This is a genomic window from Nocardioides convexus (assembly GCF_011090295.1).
Map to the genome: position 1 here is coordinate 277,681 of NZ_JAAMYA010000001.1, position 24,054 is coordinate 301,734.

Annotated in this window: 22 protein-coding genes and 3 pseudogenes; 17 read left to right on the forward strand and 8 right to left on the reverse strand. The window is 68.1% G+C overall.

What is annotated here, in order from left to right; all coding sequences use genetic code 11:
• Positions 1-70: 70 nt before the first annotated feature.
• The 4 genes from G5V59_RS02070 to G5V59_RS02085 all read right to left on the reverse strand — a co-directional run bounded on the left by G5V59_RS02070 (position 71) and on the right by G5V59_RS02085 (position 4,020).
• Complete coding sequence (locus G5V59_RS02070; RefSeq protein WP_278255415.1) at positions 71-520, reverse strand: hypothetical protein; 450 nt, start codon at positions 518-520, stop codon at positions 71-73.
• Positions 521-694: 174 nt separating this feature from the next.
• Positions 695-1,561, reverse strand: coding sequence for a hypothetical protein (locus tag G5V59_RS02075; protein ID WP_278255416.1), 867 nt, complete (start codon positions 1,559-1,561; stop codon positions 695-697).
• 747 nt (positions 1,562-2,308) lie between these two features.
• Entirely contained in the window at positions 2,309-2,593 is a 285-nt protein-coding gene (locus G5V59_RS02080; RefSeq protein ID WP_278255417.1) for a hypothetical protein, read from the reverse strand.
• A gap of 257 nt (positions 2,594-2,850) precedes the next feature.
• Positions 2,851-4,020, reverse strand: coding sequence for a recombinase family protein (locus tag G5V59_RS02085; RefSeq protein ID WP_278255418.1), 1,170 nt, complete (start codon positions 4,018-4,020; stop codon positions 2,851-2,853).
• A 309-nt stretch (positions 4,021-4,329) separates the two neighbouring features.
• On the opposite strand from G5V59_RS02085, the gene G5V59_RS02090 reads away from it, so the two are divergent.
• Both G5V59_RS02090 and G5V59_RS02095 read left to right on the forward strand, forming a co-directional pair.
• Positions 4,330-4,623: a metal-sensitive transcriptional regulator gene (locus G5V59_RS02090; protein ID WP_278255419.1), complete on the forward strand. Its 294-nt coding sequence runs from the start codon at positions 4,330-4,332 to the stop codon at positions 4,621-4,623.
• Positions 4,624-5,102: 479 nt separating this feature from the next.
• A pseudogene (locus G5V59_RS02095) lies at positions 5,103-7,420 on the forward strand (heavy metal translocating P-type ATPase).
• Between the two features lie 660 nt (positions 7,421-8,080).
• Here the strand turns inward: G5V59_RS02095 and G5V59_RS02100 are convergent.
• On the reverse strand, positions 8,081-9,133 hold the full coding sequence (locus tag G5V59_RS02100) for a multicopper oxidase domain-containing protein (RefSeq protein ID WP_278255420.1): 1,053 nt from the start codon (positions 9,131-9,133) through the stop codon (positions 8,081-8,083).
• Positions 9,134-9,185: 52 nt separating this feature from the next.
• Positions 9,186-9,722: pseudogene (locus G5V59_RS35485) on the reverse strand (multicopper oxidase domain-containing protein); the annotation flags it as partial.
• Between the two features lie 704 nt (positions 9,723-10,426).
• Here G5V59_RS35485 and G5V59_RS02110 point away from each other — a divergent pair.
• The 11 genes from G5V59_RS02110 to G5V59_RS02165 all read left to right on the forward strand — a co-directional run bounded on the left by G5V59_RS02110 (position 10,427) and on the right by G5V59_RS02165 (position 19,121).
• Entirely contained in the window at positions 10,427-10,687 is a 261-nt protein-coding gene (locus G5V59_RS02110) for a four-helix bundle copper-binding protein (RefSeq protein ID WP_278255421.1), read from the forward strand.
• A gap of 135 nt (positions 10,688-10,822) precedes the next feature.
• Positions 10,823-11,314, forward strand: coding sequence for a DUF305 domain-containing protein (locus tag G5V59_RS02115; RefSeq protein WP_278255422.1), 492 nt, complete (start codon positions 10,823-10,825; stop codon positions 11,312-11,314).
• Positions 11,315-11,860: 546 nt separating this feature from the next.
• Positions 11,861-12,391, forward strand: a complete 531-nt coding sequence (locus tag G5V59_RS02120) for a molybdopterin-dependent oxidoreductase (protein ID WP_278255423.1) — start codon at positions 11,861-11,863, stop codon at positions 12,389-12,391.
• Between the two features lie 553 nt (positions 12,392-12,944).
• Positions 12,945-13,943, forward strand: a complete 999-nt coding sequence (locus G5V59_RS02130) for a molybdopterin dinucleotide binding domain-containing protein (RefSeq protein ID WP_278255424.1) — start codon at positions 12,945-12,947, stop codon at positions 13,941-13,943.
• 73 nt (positions 13,944-14,016) lie between these two features.
• Positions 14,017-14,505, forward strand: a complete 489-nt coding sequence (locus G5V59_RS02135; protein WP_278255425.1) for a hypothetical protein — start codon at positions 14,017-14,019, stop codon at positions 14,503-14,505.
• A gap of 232 nt (positions 14,506-14,737) precedes the next feature.
• Positions 14,738-15,304 (forward strand): GPR1/FUN34/YaaH family transporter, encoded by a 567-nt coding sequence (locus G5V59_RS02140; RefSeq protein ID WP_278255426.1) that lies wholly within the window; start codon positions 14,738-14,740, stop codon positions 15,302-15,304.
• 566 nt (positions 15,305-15,870) lie between these two features.
• Positions 15,871-16,221 (forward strand): NADH-quinone oxidoreductase subunit A, encoded by a 351-nt coding sequence (locus G5V59_RS02145; RefSeq protein ID WP_278255427.1) that lies wholly within the window; start codon positions 15,871-15,873, stop codon positions 16,219-16,221.
• A 378-nt stretch (positions 16,222-16,599) separates the two neighbouring features.
• Complete coding sequence (locus G5V59_RS02150) at positions 16,600-17,298, forward strand: hypothetical protein (RefSeq protein WP_278255428.1); 699 nt, start codon at positions 16,600-16,602, stop codon at positions 17,296-17,298.
• The gene (locus tag G5V59_RS02155; protein WP_278255429.1) at positions 17,291-17,977 is read left to right on the forward strand and encodes an NADH-quinone oxidoreductase subunit H; all 687 of its coding nucleotides are present in this window, start codon (positions 17,291-17,293) and stop codon (positions 17,975-17,977) included. Before G5V59_RS02150 ends, G5V59_RS02155 begins: the two co-directional genes overlap by 8 nt.
• 64 nt (positions 17,978-18,041) lie before the next feature.
• Complete coding sequence (locus tag G5V59_RS02160; protein ID WP_278255430.1) at positions 18,042-18,794, forward strand: hypothetical protein; 753 nt, start codon at positions 18,042-18,044, stop codon at positions 18,792-18,794.
• Between the two features lie 24 nt (positions 18,795-18,818).
• The gene (locus G5V59_RS02165) at positions 18,819-19,121 is read left to right on the forward strand and encodes an NADH-quinone oxidoreductase subunit K (RefSeq protein WP_278255431.1); all 303 of its coding nucleotides are present in this window, start codon (positions 18,819-18,821) and stop codon (positions 19,119-19,121) included.
• Here the strand turns inward: G5V59_RS02165 and G5V59_RS02170 are convergent.
• The gene (locus G5V59_RS02170; protein ID WP_278255432.1) at positions 19,083-19,646 is read right to left on the reverse strand and encodes a hypothetical protein; all 564 of its coding nucleotides are present in this window, start codon (positions 19,644-19,646) and stop codon (positions 19,083-19,085) included. The two genes, G5V59_RS02165 and G5V59_RS02170, sit on opposite strands and share 39 nt — an antisense overlap.
• Before the next feature lie 155 nt (positions 19,647-19,801).
• On the opposite strand from G5V59_RS02170, the gene G5V59_RS02175 reads away from it, so the two are divergent.
• Positions 19,802-20,068, forward strand: a complete 267-nt coding sequence (locus G5V59_RS02175; protein WP_278259585.1) for a proton-conducting transporter membrane subunit — start codon at positions 19,802-19,804, stop codon at positions 20,066-20,068.
• A gap of 943 nt (positions 20,069-21,011) precedes the next feature.
• Here the strand turns inward: G5V59_RS02175 and G5V59_RS02180 are convergent.
• Positions 21,012-21,155, reverse strand: a complete 144-nt coding sequence (locus tag G5V59_RS02180) for a hypothetical protein (protein WP_278255433.1) — start codon at positions 21,153-21,155, stop codon at positions 21,012-21,014.
• 95 nt (positions 21,156-21,250) lie between these two features.
• On the opposite strand from G5V59_RS02180, the pseudogene G5V59_RS02185 reads away from it, so the two are divergent.
• The 3 genes and pseudogenes from G5V59_RS02185 to G5V59_RS02195 form a co-directional block, all read left to right on the forward strand.
• Positions 21,251-22,444 (forward strand): annotated as a pseudogene (locus G5V59_RS02185) (NADH-quinone oxidoreductase subunit M); the annotation flags it as partial.
• A 92-nt stretch (positions 22,445-22,536) separates the two neighbouring features.
• A complete protein-coding gene (locus tag G5V59_RS02190) occupies positions 22,537-23,478 on the forward strand; it encodes a proton-conducting transporter membrane subunit (protein ID WP_278255434.1) in 942 nt (313 codons plus the stop codon).
• 278 nt (positions 23,479-23,756) lie between these two features.
• A complete protein-coding gene (locus G5V59_RS02195) occupies positions 23,757-23,942 on the forward strand; it encodes a hypothetical protein (RefSeq protein WP_278255435.1) in 186 nt (61 codons plus the stop codon).
• Positions 23,943-24,054 lie beyond the last annotated feature (112 nt).

Here is a 24,054-nt window from a genome sequence, read left to right on the forward strand (position 1 = left end):
TCGGCCGGAGACCAGCACCGCCCCGCCCGCCAGGAAGCGGACGGGGCGGCGGGTGGGTGCGTCGCGGAGATCAGCCGCGTCGCAGGCGGGGGGAGAGGCGGACGTCCTCACCGATCGAACGGCGCAGCGCGTCGTCCCCGTACCCCGTCACGCCCTCGTCGTCATCGGACAGGGCGCTCCCGTCGTAGGACGCGATGCCGGCTCCGGCGCGGATCCACCGCGGATTGCCGAGGCAGTCTGCGCGCCACCGTGAACACCAGTGCGGTGCGGTCGATCCGCGAGGACTTCGCGGCGCACCGGGCCCGACGAAAGCCCTCGCCCTTGAAGATCCCGAAGTGCCGGGAGTCGCCGTACTTGAGCCTGGATGAGCCTGGAAGGTGGCGCGCGGGGTCCGGATGACGCTGAAGGCCTCCCAGTCGTCGCGGGGAAGGGCGCGCATCCGGATCCGGACCACGACCTTGGTGCGCGTGTGGCTGATCGTGGTCTGGACGACGTCGCCCTGCTTCCGGTCGGGGGCCACCGTCGGGGTGCCCTCGTCGATGAGCGTGACGGCGTCCCCGGCTGGGTCGGTGTGGACCCAGGCTCTGGGCGGAGGCCAGGCCGGCGGAGGAGAGGACCAGTGCGGAGCCTGAGCCCGAGAGTCGCGACGAGGCGACGGATGTTCATCATGGCGCGGACACTAACCGCGATCGCGTCACGTGGTGACCGAACGTGTCAGAAGGTCTCGAATCCGGCAACCTCTGCCGAACGGTGACCGCGGCGGCCGACGACGGCGAGTCCCCACCCCGGTCCGCCGGTCGCACCGGCTGACGCCGCGCTGGGGTCTGGCCCAGCACGCGATCAGTCCCCTCGTCGGGATCGCTGTCTCCGGGCAGGCCCGGCCGCCGGGGCGATCGCACGGAGAGGACAGCAGCCCCGCCCACCACAGGTGGACGGGGCTGCGTGAGGCCGGGTGACGGTCAGCCGCGGCGCAGGCGGGGGGAGAGGCGGATGTCGTCACCGATCGAGCGGCGCAGGGCGTCGTCGGCGTAGGTCGCGAGCCTCCTCCTCGCTCTCGTCCAGGAAGGCTCGCCGTCGAAGGTGACGACGCCGACACCGGCGCGGATCCACCGCGGGTTGCCGAGGCAGCCTGCGCGGCACCGTGAACACCAGGGCGGTGCGGTCGATGCGCGAGGACTTGGCGGCGCAGCGGACATCGTGGTCGCCGTCGCCCTTCGAGATCGCGAAGTGCCGGCTGCCGCCGAGCCTTCATCTGCATGAGGTCGAACGTCGCGCGCGGGGTCCGGACGACGCCGAACGCCATCCAGTCGTCGCGGGGGACCGCACGCATCCGGACCCGGATCACGACCTTGGTGCGGGTGTGGCTGATCGTGGTCTGCACGACGTCGCCCTGCTCCTGCTCGGGAGCCACCGTCGGGGTGCCCTCCTCGTCGATGAGCGTGACGGCGTCCCCGCTGGGGTCCGCGTGGACCCAGCGCTGGGCCGAGGCCAGACCGGCGGAGGAGAAGAGAAGGGCGGTGCTGAGTCCGAGGGTCGCCACGAGACGACTGATGGTGTTCATGGCGTGGACAGTAACGGGCAGTGTCCGGTACGGCGGCCGAACGACGAAGTCTGTCTCGGATCCGGCAATCTCTGCCGAACGGCGCGTCTGCCTCGGTCACTCTTGGTCGTCGGCAAGCCTGCTGCGCCGGACCTCCTCGCGCCCCGGCCCGGCAGGCTGCGAGGAGCAGGGCGGCGACGTGCGCGACCCCTGCCATCCTGGACCTGCCGGGCACCGGTGTCGCGATCCGCGGCGGAGGAGACGATGAGCTCCTGGAACGGCGGACGGCCCGCCCTGCCGCAGCAGGACGGGCCGTCGTAGGACGAGAGCAGGTGGCTCAGATGTCGTAGTACTGACTGACTGACCCATGCTGACCTGCGCAAACGTCGAGATTCCCCGGCCGTTTGTACCGGGCTTGTAACAGGTTAGGCTCTTCGTGCAGGGGGTCCAGGAGCCTAGGTAGTCGCCTAGATTGGTCTAGAAATTGGCCACTCTCTAGTCGTTCTGCAGCGGCTGATTGATGCATCACTCGCGGCGATAGTGACCATCGGTCGTCGCGCGTTGTCTGGCGACGTGAGCGAGGGCCGTGTCAACGCCGGTCGAAAATTGACTCCCCTTTCGCCGCGCGAGTTCCAGTTCCGGGATCAGTTTTCAGCCGTCGCCGACAGGCCGACAGTCCGATGGGCCAAGCAGCCGATGAGGGGCCCTTGTGATCTCATGAGAGCAAGCAGCCCTGAGATCGGTGGCGCCGCGTGCAGGAACCGTCGCTCAGCCGCTGGGCCTGCGATCGTGCAAGAACGCGATGACCGACGTGCGTTCGAGGGATGGGTGCGCTCGATGGACCTTGCGCTGCGTGATCTGTCCGCGTTTGATGCCGCCTTTGATGAGTGACTCGCTGCTGCCCGCGAGTCGGGAGGCTTCCCTGAGCGAGATCCAGGGGTGGAGTTCGCGCATGCGGCGGTGAATCGGGCCGACCGAGATCGCCTCGGGGACGATCGGTTTGCGATTATCGCTCCAGGTCAGGCTCGACGCGGCTCGCGTGGAACTGACCATCGGAAATGACCTTGGAGACGATCAGAGTCTCGATCTGCCCGGCAAGGACCTCGTGTCGCTGGTCGTCGTCGACGCACAGGCTCCAGACCTGCTGGACCGTGCCCACGTAAACCATCCGCTCGACCGCTCCGGCGCCGGCCTTCTTTCTGGCCGCGAGCCGAGCCCGTTTGAGCCGGGCGACTTCCTCGCTCAGGCTGCGGGTGTCAGCCTCGGTTCGGTCCTCGGTCAGGGCCAGGGCTGCCGCCCTGAGGGCGTGGTCAATGCCGGCGAGCCTTCCGTGAGGCTCTGGGGTCTTCGGGCACATCGAGGGTTCGGCGGTACATGCGTTGCGAGCCACGCTCGTTAACAAGGCGCCGCTCGAGGTAGTCAGCGAGGGGCGCCATGGTCACCATCAGCCCGCAGTGCGCACAAGTCAGGGACGGCTTCCCAACGTTGCGGCACCGGTACATCAGCCGCTCGCAGGTACGACAGGTGACAAGCAGGGCGAGCAGCGGCGACGTCGCCCGCCGGCTGTCCTTGTTCCCCGCGGAGTGGTGCGCCTTGTGGGTGATGGCATACAGGACGGCCCGGTACTGCTTGACGGTGATGATCCCGTCGGCTGCGACGATGGGTTGTCCGTCCTCGCCCCGCCGGACCTCTGGGCCGTCCGGCCCGTAGGCGTTGCGGGAGTTGATGGGAAACATCCCCGCGAGCACCGGATTCCTCATCAGGACGTCCACGCTGGAGTAGCCCCAGGGGCGCCCTGGTTGGCGAGTCCGGGGCGCTGGTGCCCCGGCTGTGTTGAGCCATTTTTGGATCGAGTAGACCGTGTCTCCCCGCAGCACCCGATCCACCATCCCGCGCACCCACTCGATCCGCTCGGGGTCCTGGCCGCGCACGTAGCCCGGCCCCTGGGGGTTGGGAACCGAACACCACCCGTACGGCTGCAGCCCGCCGGGGATCCGCCCCTGCGAGATCAGGTGCGCACGTGCCGCGGTGATTCTCGACGAGATGGCGGCAGCCTCCATCTCGCCAAATACCGCGAGCATCTGTGCGAACGCGCGGCCCTCTGCGGTGGTCATGTCAATGCTCTGCTCCACGCACACGATCGCGGCACCACGCGCCTGCAACGTCTCGTCTGCGTGCAGGAAGTCGATCACCCGCCGCGCGAGCCGATCGACCTTCCAGACAACCACGGCGTCAAAGGGCACCGGGGAGCCCAGCAAACTCCGCCACCCCGGGCGATGCTCTGGCTTGTTGCGGGTCGCTGAGACGCCGTCATCAATGAACTCGCCCACCACCCGCCAACCGCGCGCCGAGGCGTACTTCCGGGCAGATGCAATCTGGCGTTGTACCGACACCGACTCCTCGGTGGAGACCGAGATGCGTGCATAGAGGACCGCCGCGCGTTGAGTCATGGTTGGGAACGCTACGGCCGCGTGAGTCACGCTTGACGTGTCGAAGCCTTCGCTGGCTGCCGTCGGCTGACTGGGCCAAGGGGACTGGACGGCGGCCTGACCGCCGAGTTAGCCAGTGGCGGCGCGTGCGCGGCGCGCTCCAGGCAAGCCTCGTTGCGCGTCGACGAGCAGGACACCAGAGCCGGGTCGGCATCTGCCTTCGTGCGCCCCCTCCCAAGCGAACTTCCTCATCTAGATCGAGGATCGCTCCTGAGGAGGAACAGCACCTTCGGCCCTTGAATAGATACCTACCCCGGGTATCCTTGGCATGTTGGCTCACCCACGCAAAGGGAGAATGTGATGACGCGGACCGAGCCTGGCTATATCACCGAGAAGCAGGCGCTTCTCAACCGTCTGCGCAGGGTCGAGGGGCAGGTCCGTGGCTTGCAGCGCATGGTGGAGGAAGACACGTACTGCATCGACATCCTCACCCAGGTTTCGGCTGCCACGAAGGCGCTGGAGAACGTCGCGCTCTCGCTTCTCGACGAGCACGTACGCCACTGCGTGATGGACGCCGCCCGCGTGGACGGTCGCGAGGCCGACCGAAAGCTCACCGAAGCCACCGCGGCCATCGCTCGCCTCGTCCGCTCCTGACCACCAACCAAAGGAATCCCATGGAACCGACCAGCACTTCCCTCCCGTTACTCGACACCAGCGCCGGTGACGGCTGCGGCTGTGGTTGCGGCTGCGGCACGGCAGCCGACTCCACCGCCACATCCGAGCAAACCAATCCCTCGAAAGGAACCGACATGATCACCCAGACGTACGCGGTCACTGGAATGACTTGCGGCCACTGCGAGCACGCCGTGAGCGGTGAGACTCAGGATCCTCGACGGCGTCACCGATGTCTCCGTGGACCTCGTCGCCGGCGGCACCTCGTCGGTCACCGTCACTAGCACTCAGCCTTTGGAGCAGGCCCAGGTGGCCGCAGGCTCTCGACGAGGCCGGCGACTACCAGGCTCGCCTGAGGGCAGGCTCACACGTCGAAACCGCGATCCACCCCGCAGGAGGCACAGGCATGACCCAGCAGACCACCACGTCCGTGAGCGACGTCGAGTCTCGCTATCAGTGGGATGACCTGTGCCTCCTGCGCCGCGCGGATCGAGAAGAAGGCTGAACAAGGCTCGACGGAGTTACCGCCACGGTCAACTACGCGACAGAGAAGGCCAAGGTCAGCTACCCGACGACCCTCAGCCCCGGCGACCTCGTCGCCGTGGTGGAGGCCACCGGTTACACCGCAACACTGCCGACCCGCGCGCCAAATGGCGGGGAAGCCTCGGCTGACACCGAGCCGGACGACCGCGACATCGAGGCCGCAGGCTGGCGGCAGCGACTGGTCGTCTCAGCCGTACTGACCGCACCGGTCCTCGCCTTGTCGATGATCCCGGCGCTGCAGTTCGACAACTGGCAGTGGATCTCCCTGACGCTGGCCTCACCCGTGGTGGTCTGGGGTGCCTGGCCGTTCCACCGCGCCGCGGTGATGAACGCCCGGCACGGCGCCGCCACCATGGACACCCTGATCTCCGTCGGGGTCTCCGCCGCCTGGCTGTGGTCGTTGTGGGCACTGCTGTTCACCCACGCCGGGATGACCGGGATGCGGATGCCGTTCGACCTCTTCCCCGACGGCGAAGCCGGCGTCCACATCTACCTGGAGGTCGCGGCCGCGGTCACCACCTTCATCATCGCCGGGCGCTACTTCGAGGCCCGCGCCAAGCGCCAGTCCGGTGCGGCGCTACGTGCCCTGCTCGACATGGGTGCCAAGGACGTTGCCGTCCTTCGCGACGGCGTAGAGGTGCGCCTACCGGTCAACCAGGTCTCGCGGTGGGTGAGCGGTTCCTCGTACGTCCCGGCGAGAAGGTCGCCACCGACGGTGTCGTCGAGGACGGTACGTCGGCCATCGACGCCTCCATGCTCACCGGTGAACCCGTTCCGGTCGAGGTCGGGCCCGGCGAACCCGTAGTAGGCGCGACCGTGAACGCCGGCGGCCGCCTGGTGGTCCGAGCCACTCGCGTCGGAGCCGACACCCAGGCTGGCGCAGATGGCGCGTCTGGTCGAGAACGCCCAGAACGGCAAGGCCCAGGTCCAACGCCTCGCCGACCGCGTCTCGGCGGTCTTCGTACCCATCGTCATCGGGCTCTCCCTGGCCACGCTCGCCGGGTGGCTGCTGACCGACCACAGCGTCACTGCGGCCTTCACCGCCGCGGTAGCCGTCCTGATCATCGCCTGCCCCTGCGCCCTCGGCCTGGCCACACCGACCGCCCTGCTCGTCGGCACGGGCCGAGGCGCCCAGCCTGGGCGTGCTCATCAAGGGCCCCGAGGTGCTCGAGTCCACTCGTGTGGTCGACACCATCGTCTTGGACAAGACCGGCACCGTGACCACCGGACGGATGGAGCCTGGTCGATGTCGTCCCCGCAGACGGAGTCGACGCCGGTGACCTGCTCCGGCTGGTCGGTGCCCTCGAGAACGCCTCGGAGCACCCGATCGGTCAGGCCATCGCGACCGGCGCCAGCCAACGACTCACGATGCGGCTGCCCGACGTCGAGGGATTCAGACTCAACCCAGGGACTGGGGGTCGCCGGTGTGGTCGAGGGCCACGCGGTCGTAGCAGGACGGCCCGGCTGGCTCGCTCAAGGGTGGAGCCAGCCCCTCGACGCGCACCTGGCGCAGGTCGTCGATGCCGCTGAGCAGCAAGGCCGCACGGTGATCGCCGCCGGCTGGGATGGTGCGGCCCGCGGAGTCGTCGTGGTCTCCGACACGATCAAACCCAGCAGCGCCCAGGCCGTGGCCGAGCTCAAGGAACTTGGACTGGAGCCCATACTGCTCACCGGCGACAACGAACGCGCGGCTCGCGCCGTCGCGGCCGAGGTGGGCATCGAGAAGGTCATCGCCGAAGTCCTCCCGGCCGACAAGGTAGACGTCGTCGAGGGCCTCCAACGCGAGGGCCGCACCGTCGCGATGGTCGGGGACGGTGTCAACGACGCCGCCGCACTGGCCACCTCCGACCTGGGCATCGCCATGGGTACCGGCACCGATGTGGCCATCGAGGCCTCCGACCTGACCCTGGTCCGCGGAGACCTCCGGGCCGCCGTCGACGCCATCCGGCTCTCGCGTCGCACCCTGCGCACCGTCAAGGGCAACCTGTTCTGGGCCTTCGCCTACAACGTGGCTGCGCTGCCCCTCGCCGCCCTCGGGTTGCTCAACCCGCTCATCGCCGGCGCCGCGATGGCATTCTCCTCGGTGTTCGTGGTGTCCAACAGCCTGCGACTTCGCCGGTTCCAGGCCGTCTCCCCGACGGCTACCGAGAGCACACACGACGAAACCACCCTCATCAAGACCAAGACGCATGCCGAAGGGGAACAGGGAGCGTCCGACCTCGCCAGATCCCGGTGACCGCAGACTTGGATCGAGTTCACGGTCGTGGTGTGCGACGTTGTCACCGCGGGAGACGGCGGCGCTCCGACTCGCTCTGAACTCTTTGGTTGTGGCCCGTGTACCGGGCCATGTGGGTTGTCGAGTGAATCCCTGAGTTAGGCAGTGCGCCCGCGGCCGAGGTGATTGGTCAGTCTCGCGGTTGAGAGTTTTCGGCCGTCGGCTTGCCATGCTTGCATGCCGCCTGACAGGCTCGATGATGCGTGTGAATCCGAGTTCGCGGAGCGTGGGTACGGCTTCGGTGCTCATTCGCCCGGTGCGGCAGTAGACGGCGATCACGGTGGAACGATCTGGCAGGCTCTCCAGGCTCGTCGCTGAAGGCTCGTTGTAGGGAATCGCGGCATCGGTGCCGGGGATGCTGCCTTCGTCGGGTGTGTGCACGTTGAGCACGAAAGCCGAAGTCTTTTTCGCCAACAGCGCGAAGTCCGCGGGTTCGACCTTCTCGTAGTCCACCTTCGGCAAGATCGACGAGTCTGGACGTGTCCTGGTTGGTGCATCCGGCCAGCACTATGACCGTCAACACACCCCCCAGGGTCGCACGGCGCGTCAGGATCTGCGGTGCGCGCCGGGGTGGTGACTGCCGGAAACCCGCCTCATGATCTGGTTCGCCGTCGGTGCTCATCAGCGGACGTACGACAAGACGATCATCATGCCCAACTCTCCGTGATAGACGTTGTGACAGTGGGTCAGCCACTGACCTGGATTGTTGGCGTCGAGGTCAACCGTCAGCCGTTGCATTGGCAGGACGTTCACGGTGTCCTTCCGCACTCCTGGGACCCCTGGCGCGGCACCGTAGCCGACCAGGGCAAACGTGTGACCGTGCACGTGCATCGGATGGAACATCATGGTTCTGTTGACGAACTCGAGCCTCACCCGCTCTCCTTGGCTCAGGTCGAGCAGTTCGTTGTCCGGGAAGCGCTCACCGTTGATGAGCCACGCCCGTCCCCCGTCCTTCATGGTGAGGTCGATGGTCAGGGTCCGGTCCGGCTGACGCGCAGACATGCGCGCGGACGCCTCTGGAACCAGATCGCGATACTGCAGAAGCCGGCCGCCCCGCGAGGGACGCGCCGGCGTGGGGGTCTCCCCACTGCTCGTGCGAAGCACCGCGAGGGCCGGCTCCCCGGACTTGCCAACGGGGACCGCCACAACAGGGAACGCTCCGTCCCCAACCTCCACCAGAACGTCAAACCGTTCCCCCATGCCAAGCACCAGCGAGTCCACGGTGACTGGCTCGACCGGGAACCCGTCGCTGGCGACGACCTGAAGCGTGTGGCCACCGACGCTGAACTCGTAGGCCGTATCGGCGCCTGCGTTGATCAGTCGCAGGCGCAGGCGTTGCCCCGGGCGAGCGACGGCGACGAAGGGATCCGCTGGAGGGCGGCCGTTGACCAAGTGCAACGGGTAAGTCACGTCCCCGGTGTCTTCACCGAGCGGCTGCACACGACTGACGCCCATGCCTTCCGCATTCGGCTCCATGGACCCCATGTCCATACTTCCCATCGAGCCCATGGACATCCCGTTCGCGCGCAGGTCCTCCAGAGTCTTCTGAGGGGTCGAGGTGACACCGTCCAACCAGTCGTCGAACACCAAGGTGACGTCGTCGTCGTAGCGAAGCGGCTCGTTGGGGTCCTCCACGATTAGGGCGCCGATCAAGCCGGTGTCCAGGCTGGGCACCGACGTGTGGGTGGAACCAGTAGGTGCCAGGGTCCGGGACGATGAACCGGTACTCGAACGAGGTGCCCGGCGCGATAGGCGGAGCAGTGACGTCGGGGACACCGTCCATGTCGTTGCGCAGCGCTAGGCCGTGCCAATGCACGGTCGTCGGCGACGCCAGCCCGTTCGTCACCCGGGCGCGGAGCTCATCACCCGCGGTGAGTCGGATCTCCTGACCCGGGCGGCCGTTGTAGAGCCAGGTCTGCGGCGTGCGTCCCGCGAGATCCAGCGTGGCGGGGGCAGCCATCAGCGCAACCCTGGTGGTCCGTCCCGTCGCTTGCCGCGCACGCTCAGCGGCTCCCACCTCCGGGTCAGTCGGTGCGATGCGCTCGGGTGTCGTCGCGGGGGACGATCCGTTGCCGAGCACGGCCGCCGCACCGGCGCCAAGGCCCACCACGCCGGCGCCTGCGCCTGCGAGCACCAACACCTGACGTCGCGAGAGCCGAGGCCGTTTTGGATCGGGGCGGCTCGAATCGTCCTCCGCGGGCCCACCTGGGGTAGACGTACTCACCTTCTCAAGCCTTCCCTGTCTGCCAATGACGACCGGCATCGACTGCCCCGTCTACTAACGAAATTAGTAGCCGTGGCAAAACATGCTACTTGCGCCAGTCTCAGCAAGGAGCCTCGCACGCATCACACATCAAGTCAGGGAACCAGCATCTGTGCAGCAGTCCACGTCGACCGACCGGCTGTCGAGCCGATCTATCGCACGCGTTGACGATGGTTGAGAAGGCCTCGGCCGCTTGGCCACGACCCTGCGGTTCATTGAACGCTACGCATTGCTCCGCCGAAATCGGGTCCCCTGGAACGTGCGAACGCCGGCGGTCCGACCGGCTGAGGTTCGTGGTGCGTGCCGCGAATCCGGATCGGACCACGACCGTCGAGGCAATCTGCGACCTTGGTGTCCTACCCTTCGGTGTCGCCCCTCCGCCCCGAAGGCACGTCGCACTCCGCACCGTTGCTTGCTCATGGTCCCGGGGCGATCCGGCCGCCCAACGCCAATTCTATGCGCGAACGCATGTTTCCCTGATTGCTGGGCACCCACATATCAGGCGGCGCGGTACCGAGGCGCTTCACGGGTGCCCCCGCGTCTCCGAACGGAGGACTGAACTGTGGCACATACACAGATGCTCGAGGCCTATCCGAAGGACCTGGGCGGGATTGATAAGGACAAGGTCGGCCGATTGCATCGCCGCCTGTTTTGAGTGCGCGCAGGTCTGCACGGCGTGTGCCGACGCTTGCCTGAGTGAGGACATGGTCGCCGATCTGACCAAGTGCATCCGCACCGACCTCGACTGCGCGGACATCTGCATCGCCACCGGCAACGCGCTGTCACGACACACTGGCTACGACGCGAGCCTCACTAGCGCCTTCCTCGAGGCCTGCGCGACCGCGTGCAACGCCTGCGGTGACGAATGCGCCCAGCACGCGCAGATGCACGAGCACTGCCGGATCTGCGCGGAAGCGTGCCGCCGGTGCGAAGAGGCTTGCCGCGCGCTGATCGCCAGCCTCTGAAGGGTGGGGCCGCGGCCGACTCACTCCGAGGAGAGGACACCGAGCATGTCAACAGATGAATCGAAGCAAGACCGTCGCCAAGTAGAACAACCCGACGACAAGCCGGGCTCGGACGGCGGGACGCACGAGCGAGGCATGTACGTCAGGTTCGGTCTGATGATCGCCACCTCGACGGTGGTCATGTTCGTCCTTACCTACACCAACGCCTTCTCCATCGATCACGTCAGGTGGAGCGAGGAACGCCTCTACATGGCGCTGCTGATGGGTGCAGCGATGGCGCTGGTGATGCTCGCGTTCATGCGCAGCATGATGTACAGGAACCGGACCATCAACCTGGTCATCGTGGCGCTGGCGCTGGCGCTCGGCGGCACGGCGTTGTACCTGTCCCGGTCCCAGACGCTGGTGGACGATCAGGCGTACATGCGAGGGATGATCCCTCACCACTCGATCGCGATCCTGACTAGCGAGCGCGCTCAGATCGATGACGTCCGCGTCCGCGAGCCTGGCCGACGGCATCATCAAGGCGCAGCGCAAGGAGATCAAGGAGATGGACTGGCTGATCGAGGACATCGAACGCAACGGCCCGGCCACCACCGAGGAGGAAGCCCGGCAACGGCCCGTCCCTGACTTCGAGGGCCAGGCGGCAGGGACTCCGACCTCCACCCCATTTGCCGCTGTGCTCGAGCCTGGTCGGGCTCGCGCCGGACCAGACCCGAGCGGCGCCCTGATCCGCAGGCTTGGCGGATGCGACAACCTGACCGGCGGGACCCAGCCGTCCAGTCGTTCGCCACGAGTATTGAAGGAGGAGGCCATGGCACAGCAGACCGATCGGATCGCCGAGCCCTGGGGCACTCGGACGCCGTACGGGCCGGGGGAGAGGCTGGCCCGTTCGAGTCGACACCTACCTGGAAGGCGGCCTCGGCCCGGACGACGTCGACCGTTGGGTCCAGTCGGCTTCGATCCTGCACTCCAACGGCGACGGCATGGACATCGCCGTCAAGGAAGGCCGCATCGTCGGGGTTCGGGGCCGCGAGGTCGACCGCGTCAACCACGGGCGGCTCGGGCCGAAGGATCTTTTCGGATGGCAGGCCAACGGGTCCGCGGATCGGCTGACGCGTCCGTTGATCCGCCGCGACGGCGTACTGGTCGAGACCGACTGGGACACCGCCATGGATGCGGTCGCGGGGCGGACCAAGGAGGCTCCTCGCGGAGCGGGGACCCTCCTCGATCGGGTTCTACACCACCGGGCAGTTGTTCCTGGAGGAGTACTACACCCTTGGGCTCATCGCGCACGGCGGGATCGGCACCAACCACGTCGACGGCAACACCCGGCTCTGCACCGCCACCGCCGCCGCCGCCTTGAAGGAGTCCTTTGCCAGCGACGGCCAGCCAGGCTCCTACACTGACATCGACCACGCCGACGTCATCTGTCTCTACGGCCACAACATGGCCGAGACCCAGACGGTGCTGTGGACCCGGATCCTGGACCGGCTCGCCGGACCGACCCCGCCCGCGATCGTGTGCGTCGACCCCCGCCGGACGCCCGTGGCCGACCACGCGACCGTGCACCTAGCGCCCCGGCCTGGCACCAACGTGATGGTGATGAACGCCCTGCTGCGCGAGTCTGCTCGAGCACGACTGGCTCGACCACGACTACCTCGAAGCGCACGCCGTCGGCTTCGCGGAGCCTGGAGAAGATGCTGAAGGGCTACACCGTCGAGCGTGCCGCCGAGGTCTGCGACGTCCCTGCCGCGGACCTCCGAGAAGCCGCCCGGCTCATCGGCACCTCCGAGCGCCTCGTGTCGACCGTGCTGCAGGGCTTCTACCAGTCCCACCAGGCCACCGCCGCGGCCGTGCAGGTCAACAACATCCACATCGTCCGCGGGATGCTCGGCAAGCCGGGCTGCGGGCTGTTGCAGATGAACGGCCAGCCCACCGCGCAGAACACCCGCGAATGCGGCGCCGATGGCGACCTTCCGGCGTTCCGCAACTGGTCCAACGACGCCCACATCAAGGATCTGGCCAAGGTGTGGAACATCGACCCGATGCAGATCCCGCACTACACCGCTCCCACCCACCTGATGCAGATGATGCGGTACGTCGAGGACGGCTCGATCCGGTTCCTCCACGTCTCCGGCACCAACCCGGCCGTGTCGCTGCCCGAGCCTGCAACGCATCCGCAGCCTGCTGACGCAGGACCGGCTTTTCCTCGTGGTCCAGGACCTGTTCCTCACCGAGACCGCGCAGGCTGGCCGACGTGGTGCTCCCCGCGGCGACATGGGGGGAGAAGACCGGGACCTTCACCAACGTCGACCGCACCGTGCACCTCTCGGAGAAGGCGGTCGACCCACCGGGGGAGGCTCGTCCGGACCTCGACATTCTCCTCGACTACGCCCGCCGCCTCGACCTGAGGGACAAGGACGGGGCGCCGCTCGTGAAGTGGAGCACGCCGGAGGAGGCGTTCGAGGCATGGAAGGAGTGCACCCGGGGCCGGCCGTGTGACTACACCGGAATCACCTACGACAAGGCTCCCGCGGTGGCAGCGGCATCCAGTGGCCCTGCAACGACGAGCACCCCGACGGCACCGAGCGCATCTACGTCGACGGGGCGTTCTGGTCCGATCCGGACTACTGCGAGAGCCTACGGCCGCGACCTGGTCACCGGCGCTCCGGTGGAGCCGACGGAGTACAAGGCGCTCAACCCGCACGGCAAGGCCGTGATCAAGGCCGCCGAGTACCTGCCACCCCGCGAACTTCCCTCCGAGGAGCATCCGTTCCAGTTGATCACCGGCCGTACGCTCTACCACTTCCATACCCGCACGAAGACCGGGCGTGCCCCGCGACTCCAGGCCGCCGCACCCGAGGTGTGGGTGGAAGCATCGGCCACCGACTCCACGGAGCAGGGCTGGGAGGAAGGCGACCTGCTGCACATCACCACCCCACGGGGCGCGGTCACCGCGCGGCTGCGGGTCAGCGGCATCCGACCCGGCGTGCTGTTCCTGCCCTTCCACTACGGGTACTGGGACACCGCCGCTGGGCACGAGCCCGACGGGCAGGGGCGCGCCGCCAACGAGCCTGACCCTGACCGACTGGGACCCGGCCTCCAAGCAGCCGATCTTCAAGACCGCGGCGGCAGCCGCCACCCGGATCGCCGCTGCGGACGGCACGCCGGCGCCGGCGCCCACGACCACCGGGTCGCGACCGGTCTCGACCTCGGTGCCACCAACCCGTGGGGACCAGACGGCGCTGGCCACTGAGCGGATCCACACCGCGGGAGGCACCCAATGAACTCCGTCCGGACACTGCGCAGCCTGCACGGCAACAAGGTCGGTGCCGCGATCGAGGAGCCTGCACCGTTCCGAGAACGACCTCGCCGGAGCGCTTCTGAACGTCTCGGACCAGCAGAAGGTCGACCACGAGATCTTCTACGTCGCCCGCGACATCGCTGGCTGGTCGCAAGAGCATGTCCGCCGGCTCGCGGAGGTCGGGGCCGACTACGGGCTTGAGCTCGACCCCGACCCGGAGGACGAAGCGACGCTGCTGGCCAAGATCAAGCAGAAGGGCTCGGGTCTCACCGGCCGCTTCCACGAGCCGGCCCTGCTGCTGCTGGCTGACCTGCGACACATCCACCGAACGGCGGCCGGGGTCTCCCTGGACTGGGAGGTCCTCGCCCAGACCGCGCAAGCAATGCAGGACAGCGAGTCTGCTCTCCCTGACCCAAGACTGCCACCCACAGACGCTGCGCCAAATGCGGTGGGCCAACGCCAAGGTCAAGGAAACCGCCGCCCAAACCATGGTCACCGGCTGAAAGGACACTGAGCCTGATGACCGAACAATCCTCGGAGCCTCGCTTGCCCGCCGCGCCCTTCGCGACCCGGGTGGTGCTGAGGCCGCTCGCAACCCCACTTCCCCTGGGTTTCCTCGCCCTCGCTGTTGCCACCGTCGCCTTCGCCTCGGTCCAGGCTCTCCTGGGTCCCGCAGAGCGAGGGCGCCACGGTGGCCCTTGGAGTGTTAGTGCTGACCGTGCCTCTCCAGTCTGCTCGCGGCGGTCATGGGCTTCCTGGCTCGCGACCCGGTAGCTGCCACCGGCATGGGCATCCTGGCCGGCGCCTGGGGTGCGGCCTGTCTGGCCACATTGACCTCCCCGCCAGGCGCCGCCAGCGACGGCCTCGGGGTCATCCTGCTCGCATCGGCGGCCTGCCTGCTGGTCCCTGCGGTGGCCGCCCGGACCAAACTCGTGCCCGCCCTGGTCATCACGACCAGCGCGGCACGATTCGCGCTCACTGGGATCGCCGAGATCGACGGCGGCCAGACCTGGATGCAGGCCGCCGGATGGGTCGGCATCGCGCTGGCGGTGATCAGCGGCTATGCCGCGCTGGCTCTTGGTCTGGAAGGCAGCGAGTCCCGCACGGTTCTCCCGCTCGGCCGTGTCGGCGCGAGTCGCGAGGCCCTTGACGGACATCTGGCCGACCAGGTCGACCGGGTGGCCACCGAACCAGGCGTCCGGCAGCAGACTCTGAGAGAGGGGAGAGATGCAGACCCGACAGGCAGCGGCGACCGAGGCGATGATGGCGGTGTCGCGCACCATGACCGCCATCGTGGCGAGGACACTCAGTGAGGTCGCCGACGAGTCTCACCGTGCCCCAGCCTGCGGGTCCTGGTCTTGTTGAACTCACGCGGACCAATGAACCTGACCACCATCGCCCAGCACCTCGACGTCAATGCCTCGAACGCTAGCCGCACCTGCGACCAGGCTCGTCGCCGCCGGCCAGATCTCACGGGGTTCCAACCCGGACGACCGGCGCAGCGCCGTGCTCCAGCCTGACGAGTGAAGGTAGCCAGCCTTCTGGACGGCATCATGGCTGCCCGCCGCCAGGCTGATCGACGGCGTCATCGCTCGGATGGACCATAGTGACCAGCGGCTCCTCACCCAGGGTCTGGAGGCGTTCCTCGCCGTGGTCGCCGCCATGCCCCCCGAAGAGTCCGTCGGCCTGCCGGACGGCCGCCTGATCCCTTGGCTGCTATGAAGCTCGGCGACATCGTTGGCCCTCCATCGGCCCAGCGGATCGAATGCTCGTGAAAGGCAACCACATGCCCGTCGTGAGGATTGAAGTAGTGCCAGAAGAGTCTGCGCGAGCGGATTCTCAAGATCACGTGACGAACGTCTAGAAGCAGATGGGAAGGATGGCTGTGTACACAGGTCTGGTTGTCATGTCGGTCGGCGTGCTCTTGCTCGTGTTCATGTTCTACCTCGCCCACCGACTTCTCGCGGTCTCAACCGATCCGTTGACTGCGCTGCCCTACCAGTCGGGCTGGCAGCCTGATGAACATGCGCTGTCCAGGTTCCACGTCCGTTGGTACCTGGCAACCCTGCTGTTCCTCGCGTTCGACGTGGAGATGCTCTTCATGTACCCCTGGGCGGTCGTCGTCGCAGAACTAGGGGCCTCAGCGATCGTCGAGATGTTCCTCTTCCTAGGCGCGTTGTTCGTTGCTGTCTTCTGGGCGTGGCGTGAAGGTGCCCTGCGATGGGTCTGACCAGTCGGATCGAGCGGTCCGCCACCGGGCACGTGCACGTCCTCATGGTCGAGGCGCCGGGACACTGGCGGATCCGGGCAGCGGCCGAGCGGCTTGCTCTCGCGCGGGGGTGGCACCTGGCCCTCTCACCCGCGGACGCGGACGTGCTAGCCGTTTGCGGGAAACCGGGGCCACAACTCGCTGAGGTCGTCGAACGGGTGTGGGAGCAGATGCCCGGCCCACGGGTGCGAGTTGACGTGCACCGAGCTCGGGGATGTTGCGGTGCGCCTCGCAAACGCCCCCGCCGAACTGCTGGACACAGCCCGTCACCGCGCCGACGCCCGTCGTCGGCCAGCGACCCCACGCGGCCTGTCAGCCCGCAACGGCGACCACGGCGACATGGACCACGGCGACATGGACCACGGCGACATGGACATGTCGCCTGGGGGGATTCCGCTCGCCGAGGGTGGTGAGGACCGGGACGGCCTAGAGATGGATGTGCTGAATGTGCGCCTCGGTCCGGTCCTTGCGCATTGGCCGGGCGGGTTGGTGCTGCGCTGCGCTTTGCAGGGTGACGTCATCACCGAGGCAGAAGCGGTGTTGCTCGACAATGCGCTCCATGTTGAGGTGCCGCACGGGGGCGCACCCTCGGTAGTGACGGCGCGTCGGGCGGACAACCTGGTCGACCTGCTTGCCCTGTCCGGTTGGGACGACGCGGCGGCCCAGGCGCGCCTGATCCGCGACCAACTACTCGAGGACGGGGAAGAAGCGGCAGTGTCTGTTGCTGTGGCTCGCCTGGTCCGTCGCGTGCGCCGATCCCGTGTGCTGCGTTGGTCGCTGCGCGGCATCCGGCCGTTGACGGAGGCTGACCTGCGCCGACGGGGTCTTCCTGCCAGCCTTGTCGGCGACACCTACGACCGGCTGTTGTGGATGCTGGACAGCGTGGAGACCGCCGTCGACGGCACCTCCGTCGCGGTCCACCACCTCCCCGAACTGATCGCCGGCCTCGATCTGGCCACCGCGCGGCTCGTCGTCGCCAGCCTGGACCTCCACGAACTGCGGTCCGACCGCATCCAGCGCGAGGCCTCGCATGGGTGAGGTGCTGTCGATGGCCGGTGTCGCAAGCACCGAGCCGTTCGCCGTCCCTGCGGGTTGGGCGTTCGTGGCGCTGCTCATCCTGTGTGGGTTGGCGTTGTTCGCCGCCGCTCTCGACGGTGCCTTGTCGGCGCGCGCAAACGGAACGGCGGGAGGCCTGTCCCGACCATTCGGAGAAGCCGCGCGTTTGCTACGTCAGCGGCGCCGCACGACGGTGCAGGCAGACAGTCTGCTGTGGCGGGTCGGTGCGGCGGGGCTGCTGGTGACGGCGGCGCTGATGGTGACGGTGGTGCCGTTGGGGGAGTGGGTGATCTTCGACCTCGACGTCGGGGTGATGTGGTTCAACGCGATGGACGTGCTGGTCTGGGCCGCCGTGTGGTTGACCGGATGGGGCGCCAACTCGGCGCACTCCCTGGTCGGCGGCTACCGGTTCCTGGCCCACGGGTTGGGCTATGAGTCGCCGTTGATGTTCGCGCTCGTCGCCCCTGCGATCGCCGCGGGAAGCCTCAACGTCGGTCACGTGGCAGCCGCGCAGGACGGATTGTGGTTCGCGGTATGGATGCCGGTGGCCTTCCTGGTCTACCTGTTCGGTGTCGTCGCGTTCTCGGTGACCGGGCCGTTCGCACCCGCGGTCGGTGCGGACATCGCCGGCGGTGTCCGCAACGAGTCTGTCCGGGCCTGACCGACTCGTGTGGGAGGCGGGGCGATACGCCCTCCTGGCCGCGGGTGCCGCGTTCGCGGTTCCGATGTTCCTCGGTGGCGCTGCGGGTCCGATGCTCCCGGGCTGGGTCTGGGCGCTGGTCAAGACGACCACGGTGCTCGCCGTGGTGGTGTGGGCACGCCGACGCCTCCCAGGCTCTACGACCCGACGTGTTCATGGAGGTCGGCTGGATGGTGCTGCTCCCGGCGGTGCTCATGCAGGACCTGGTCGTCGCGGTCATCGCAGCAGGGAGGGGATGAGCATGGTGGTCGACATCGCGTTCTGGGGGTTGGGCCTCGTCGCGGTTCTCGCCGGGGCGGCCGTCTTCTACGTCGATTCGATGGCACGCGCGACGTACGCGCTCGCCGTGTCCTTCATCGCGGTCGGCGTGCTGGTGCTGTTCCTGCAACAGAACTACGTCGGCGTCGTGACCATCCTGATGATGGTCATGGAGATGGCCATCATGGCCGTCTACATGGTCATGTTCATGGGCATGAACCCCGCGCTGATGCCGATGAGCATGGTCCACAGCAACAAGGCCGCACTCGCAGTCGCGGCGAGCACCTTCGCCTTGTTGGCGACCGGCATTCTCTTCATCGACTGGCCGGCGCGGCGCGGCAGCCCACCGGGCGACGTCACGTCGGCCCTGGGTGAGGAGCCTGATGGGCCCGAAGATGCTGGTGATGGCCGTGATCAGCCCGGTCATGGTCGCCACGATCGTGGCCGGCGTGGTGCTGGCCGCCCACCGCACCCGCTACGACCGGTTCGGCGATGGCCTGAAGCGGAACCGGGCCGATGATCCTCAGCCGGGAGGTGTGGGCCGATGACGCTCGAGGCGACGCTGCTCATCGCCGCAGCCATCTTTGCCGTCGGACTCTACGGCGCGATCTCCCAGCAGGTCGTGGTCATGGTGATGATGGGCCTGGAGTCGATGATCAACGCCGTCATCCTCGCGGCCGGGGGATTCTGGTGTTTCACCGCACCGCACCCCACCGGTCAGGTGCTGCTGCTGGTGATCATCGCGGCCATGACCCTGGAGATGGCGATGGGCTTCGCGGTCGCCACGCTGCTGCACCGCGAACGTGGCTCAGACATGACCGACATGGCCACGGATCTGTCGGGATGACCCGCTCATGACCCAGATCCTGACCCAGACGTTCCTGACCGAGACTGCCCTGAACGATGCAGCGCTATGGACACTCGTCCTGCTGCCGGCCGTGGTGGGCAGCGCGCTCGCATTGTCGCGTCTCGAGCGAGCCGCCGCGGCCATCTCGCTGGTCACCGCGAGCCTCACGGCGGGGCTGGCGTTCGTGGTCGCCCTGTCTCGGCCGGAGGTGTCGGTGCGGTTCATGGCGGGCAGCGACTTCGCGCTCGGGGTGGACACCCTGTCGGCATTGATGGTGCCCATGGTCGCCGTGGTCACGCTGCTCGTGTTGATCTTCTCCGCCGGCGAGATCCGCGAGACGCAGGGGCGGTTCCACGGGCTGATGCTGCTGTTCGCTGCGGCCGCCCTGACAACGGCCACCGCACAGGCTCTTCCCACGCTCCTCTTCGCCTGGGAGGTGATGGGCGCGACATCGTTCGCACTGATCGGCTTCTGGTGGCGAGCCGACCAGCGCATCTCGGCCGGTGTGACCGCGTTCGTGACCACCCGAACAGCCGACCTGGGCATGTACGTCGCCGCGGGTGCGGCTCTCGCGGGGGGCGCCGGTCTCGGGCTGGTCGACCTGCCGGCGAGCAGCGTCGGATGGCGACACGTGATCGCGGCGGGGCTGCTCGTCGCGGCCCTGGGCAAGGCCGCGCAGGCTGCCGTTCTCGTTCTGGCTGTCGCGGGCCATGGAGGGCCCGAGCCCGGTCTCGGCGCTGCTGCACTCCGCGGCAATGGTCGCGATGGGCGGGTACCTCCTGCTCCGCGTCGAGCCGCTGCTGGCCGCGACCGGATGGGCGTCCTCGGCAGCGGCGTGGGTCGGCGCGCTGACCGCACTTGTCCTCGGAATTGTTGCGTTGGCACAGCGCGACCTCAAGCAGCTTGCTGGCCGCGTCTACCTCGGCCCAGACTCGGGTTCGTGGTGATGGCCGCTGGCGTGGGGTCAGTGAGCGGGGGAGCAGCGCAACTATTGGCTCATGCCGCGACGAAGGCCCTGCTGTTCCTCGCCGCCGGGGCGTGGCTCACCGCTCTTGGCACCAAGCGTCTGACCGGGTTGCGTGGCGTCGCGGGACGTTGGCGGCTGCTCGGAGTGTCCGCGACGGTCGGTGCGCTGTCGTTGGCCGGGGTCGCGCCGCTGGCCCTGTGGGCCACCAAGGACGCCGTGCTGGCCGCAGCGCTGCAGGAGTCGCCTTGGCTCTACGCCGTAGGTCTCGCTGCGGGCGCGCTTTCGGCCGGGTATGCGGCCAAGATCGTCGTGGTGCTCTGGCGCCCGGTGTCGGACGCGGAGCAGGCCGAGGCCGCGGCTCACCGGGACGAGGAGCAACACGGCAACCGCCACGTCGGTCTGCTCGAGCAGGCGCCGCTCGTCGCACTTGCAGTCGGCGCCGTGACCCTCGGGGTGCTCGCCCTCCCTCCGCTCGGCGACACACTCGCCCGCGCCCTGGGAGAAGACCCGCTGCAGCCAGCGCCGTTGGGGCTCATCGGTTCGGCTGCGGTCGCCGTGGCGGTGCTGGCGCTGGTGTGGTGGTGTCCCCGTGTCCCGGAGCCCCGCTGGGCGCTGGGTTGGCTGGGTCTGGAACGCGGTGCGCACGCAGTCGTCGTAGGTCCGACGCTGTGGATCGCCGGCCGGCTCGCATGGTTCGACGATGCCGTGGTTGACGGGGCCGTGGAGGCCATGGCGAGGTTTTCCTTGCGCGCGGCCGCACGCAGCGCCGACGGTGACAACCAGTGGGTCGACCGGGGAGTCGAGCGCGTTGGCGGCTGGGTCCGCGGCCTGGGCCGGCTGGCCAGGCGGCCGCAGACCGGGCAGCCTGCACCAGTACTACCTCCAGGCCGTCGCGGTGCTCGCGATCGGTGTCCTTCTCCTCCTCACGGTGAGGTGAACGTGCTCAGTCTGATCGTCTTCCTGCCCATGGTCGCGGCCATGGTGTTGCTGGCGTTGCCGCGGCTCAGCGACACCGCGGCACGGTGGTCGTGGGTGGCGGCGGCCGCCGTCGACCTCGCTCTGGTCATCGTCGTCTGGGCGCGCTACGAGACCCCGGCTCCCGGGCGGCTGGCGTTCGAGCAGCAGGTCGAGTGGATCCCCGGAGTCGACAGCAGCTTACCACGTCGGGGTCGACGGCCTGTCCTTGCCGTTGATCGCGATGACCGCGGTGATCTTCCTGGCATGCGCGATCTATGCACTCGGGGAGACCGATCGCCCGCGTCTGCAGGCGGCCCTCTTCCTGTTCCTGCAGTCGGTGAGCATGGGATTGTTTGTCTCTGCCGACCTGATCGTGTTCTTCGTCTTCTTCGACCTGTCGATTGTGGCGATGTACTTCGTGATCGCCGGCTGGGGCCACGGCGAGGCCGCCCGTTCGGCGTTGAAGTTCTTCCTCTACACCTTCCTCGGCTCCCTGGCCCTGCTGGTCGGGTTCATCGGCCTCTATATTGCCGCCGCCCCGCACACCTTCGACATGGTCGGTTTGTCGGCGCAGACACCCTTGGCGGGCTCGCCGCTGGCCGGTGGACTGGTGCTCGGCGCGATCCTGCTTGGTTTGGCGGTGAAGACCCCGACCGTGCCGTTCCACACCTGGCTGCCACCCGCGCACACCGACGCACCCGCGATCGGGTCGGCGGTGCTCGCGGGAGTGCTGCTGAAGATGGGCACCTACGGCTTCGTGCGGATCGCGATGCCGATGCTTCCGGACGCGTGGCGGGCGTGGGCCTGGGTGGTTCTCGCCGTTGGTGTCGTCTCGGTCGTCTACGGCGCACTGGTCGCCCTGGCCCAGACCGACCTCAAACGGATGATTGCCTACACCTCGGTCAACCACATGGGCTACATCGCGCTCGCCGTCGGTGCCGCCGGCCTCGTCGCCGGGGACACCGCGGAAGCGCGGTCGATCGCGGTCACCGGTGCGGTGACGCAGATGGTCAGCCACGGCCTGATCACCGGTGCGCTGTTCCTGCTCGCCGGCGTCCTGCAGGACCGCGCCGGCAGCCTACGACATGGGTTCCTATGGAGGGCTGGCGGCGCCGGCGCCCCGGTTCGCGGCGTTGTTCGCCATCGGTGCGTTCGCCTCACTGGGTCTGCCTGGCTTTTCCGGGTTCATCGCGGAGTTCCAGATCTTCACCGGCAGTATCGCCGCAGCCCCGGTGACCGCCGTCGCCGTGCTCGGCATCCTGATCACCGCGGCGCTGTTCCTGCGGGCCCTGCAACGGATCTTCACCGGTACCACCCGCGGACGGTCCGTCGGCTTCGGCGACCTGCACCCGACCGAGTCTGTGGTCGGTGGGGATACTGCTGGCGCTGTCGGTGCTGATCGGGTTGTTCCCCCGCCCACTGCTCGACGTCATCGAACCGGCCTCCGACGTCCTCATCGACCTAGTGGGCCGGTAGCAGGCGGTGGGTTCGATGAGCATGCGACCGCTGCTGCTCCTGCCGGAGATCCTGCTGTTCCTCGGCGGGCTCGTGGTGCTCTTCAGCGGGTCGTTCCTCGCCCAAGGCCGCCAGTGGGTCACCCGCGTCATGGCGGCCGCGGCGCTCCTGGCCGCGACGGTCGCCGCCGCGAAAGACCTGGCCGGCACTGCGGAAGTGGCGATGGAGGGCACCTTCACCATCGACGTCACCACAGGGGTCGCACGGATCGTGGCCACCCTCGGTGTCCTCGTCGTCCTAGCCCTTGCAACGGATGAAATCGCGGGCACGGCCCGGGAGAGCGAGACCTATGCGCTGATGCTGTTCTCCACGACCGGCACCCTCGTCCTCGCCGGTGCCGACGACCTCCTCGTCGTGGTCGTCGGGTTCCTGCTGGCCAGCATCCCGCTGTACGGGCTGATCGGCATCGCCCGCACCCCGGCCGGTGCGGAAGCGGCGATGAAGACCTACCTGTTGGGGGCGTTGTTCGGCATCCTGATGCTGCTCGGCGTGACAGTCCTGTACGGCGTCACCGCGACGACGTCGTACGCCGTGCTGGGCTACCGTCTCGTGGACGCACCGGCAGGCGCAGTGGCCGCCGGGGTGGTGGCGATCCTGGCTGCCTTGATGTTCAAGGCCGGCGGCGTGCCGGGACACTTCTGGATCCCCGATGCCGCCCAGGGTGCTGGCGGAGCGGTCGCGGCGTTCCTCACCACGATCCCCAAGGCTTGGTGCCATCATCGCGGCGTACCGACTCGTTGTGATGCTGCCCGACACCTTGGCGTGGCCTCTCCTGATCGGGACGCTGGCGGTGGCCAGCATGACCCTCGGCAACCTGGCCGCCTACTGGCAGACCGACCCCCGCCGCCTGCTCGGCTGGTCCACCGTCAGCCAGGTCGGCTACCTCCTGGTGCCCGTGGCGGTCGCCGGCCACAGTGACCTCGCTCTCCCATCCCTGCTGGTGTACCTGGCCGGCTACACCGTGACGAACTTGTCGGCCTTCGCCGTGACCACAGCGTTCCCCGACCGCCGGGACTTGGACTCCTACCGAGGACTGGGCCCCGCCCACCCCTGGCTCGGCGCCTCGCTGGTCGTCGCGCTGCTGGGTCTCGTCGGGACTCCGCCAACCGTGGTGTTCGTCGGGAAGTCTCACCACGACTGCGGCTGCCTGGGACGGCGGGTACCCCTGGATCGCCGTCGCCGTCTTCATCAACACGTTGACCAGCCTCTTCTACTACCTCCGCTGGATCGCCCCCGTCTACGGTCGCCGCGACCCCAACCAGCCCAGCGCCGAGGGGGCAGAGGGGCCGCGGTCCTTTTCGCGCTCTGCGGCAGTCGTCACCGCTGTTCTCAGCATCCTGATGGGCCTCACCGCAGGACTGGTGTGGCGGCTCGTCACCTGACCGGCAGGCCGACCCAGCCACCAGACACCACACCGGCCGGAGGGATCGCGTTAGCAATGCCGTCGTGATCGCGATGAAGCCAGGCTTCGATCTGCCCCAGGCTCGGAGCCGT

Bases quoted from the DNA above. Each gene is read 5' to 3' on its own strand.
- G5V59_RS02075 (WP_278255416.1), bottom strand. From the start codon at position 1,561: ATGAACACCATCAGTCGTCTCGTGGCGACCCTCGGACTCAGCACCGCC.
- G5V59_RS02080 (WP_278255417.1), bottom strand. From the start codon at position 2,593: ATGGTCAGTTCCACGCGAGCCGCGTCGAGCCTGACCTGGAGCGATAAT.
- G5V59_RS02090 (WP_278255419.1), top strand. From the start codon at position 4,330: ATGACGCGGACCGAGCCTGGCTATATCACCGAGAAGCAGGCGCTTCTC.
- G5V59_RS02110 (WP_278255421.1), top strand. From the start codon at position 10,427: ATGGTCGCCGATCTGACCAAGTGCATCCGCACCGACCTCGACTGCGCG.
- G5V59_RS02115 (WP_278255422.1), top strand. From the start codon at position 10,823: ATGTACGTCAGGTTCGGTCTGATGATCGCCACCTCGACGGTGGTCATG.
- G5V59_RS02120 (WP_278255423.1), top strand. From the start codon at position 11,861: ATGCGGTCGCGGGGCGGACCAAGGAGGCTCCTCGCGGAGCGGGGACCC.
- G5V59_RS02140 (WP_278255426.1), top strand. From the start codon at position 14,738: ATGGGCTTCCTGGCTCGCGACCCGGTAGCTGCCACCGGCATGGGCATC.
- G5V59_RS02145 (WP_278255427.1), top strand. From the start codon at position 15,871: ATGGCTGTGTACACAGGTCTGGTTGTCATGTCGGTCGGCGTGCTCTTG.
- G5V59_RS02150 (WP_278255428.1), top strand. From the start codon at position 16,600: ATGGACCACGGCGACATGGACCACGGCGACATGGACATGTCGCCTGGG.
- G5V59_RS02155 (WP_278255429.1), top strand. From the start codon at position 17,291: ATGGGTGAGGTGCTGTCGATGGCCGGTGTCGCAAGCACCGAGCCGTTC.
- G5V59_RS02160 (WP_278255430.1), top strand. From the start codon at position 18,042: ATGTTCCTCGGTGGCGCTGCGGGTCCGATGCTCCCGGGCTGGGTCTGG.
- G5V59_RS02165 (WP_278255431.1), top strand. From the start codon at position 18,819: ATGACGCTCGAGGCGACGCTGCTCATCGCCGCAGCCATCTTTGCCGTC.
- G5V59_RS02180 (WP_278255433.1), bottom strand. From the start codon at position 21,155: ATGACCAGAGCGAGGTCGACGGCGGCCGCCGCCACCCACGACCACCGT.
- G5V59_RS02190 (WP_278255434.1), top strand. From the start codon at position 22,537: ATGAGCATGCGACCGCTGCTGCTCCTGCCGGAGATCCTGCTGTTCCTC.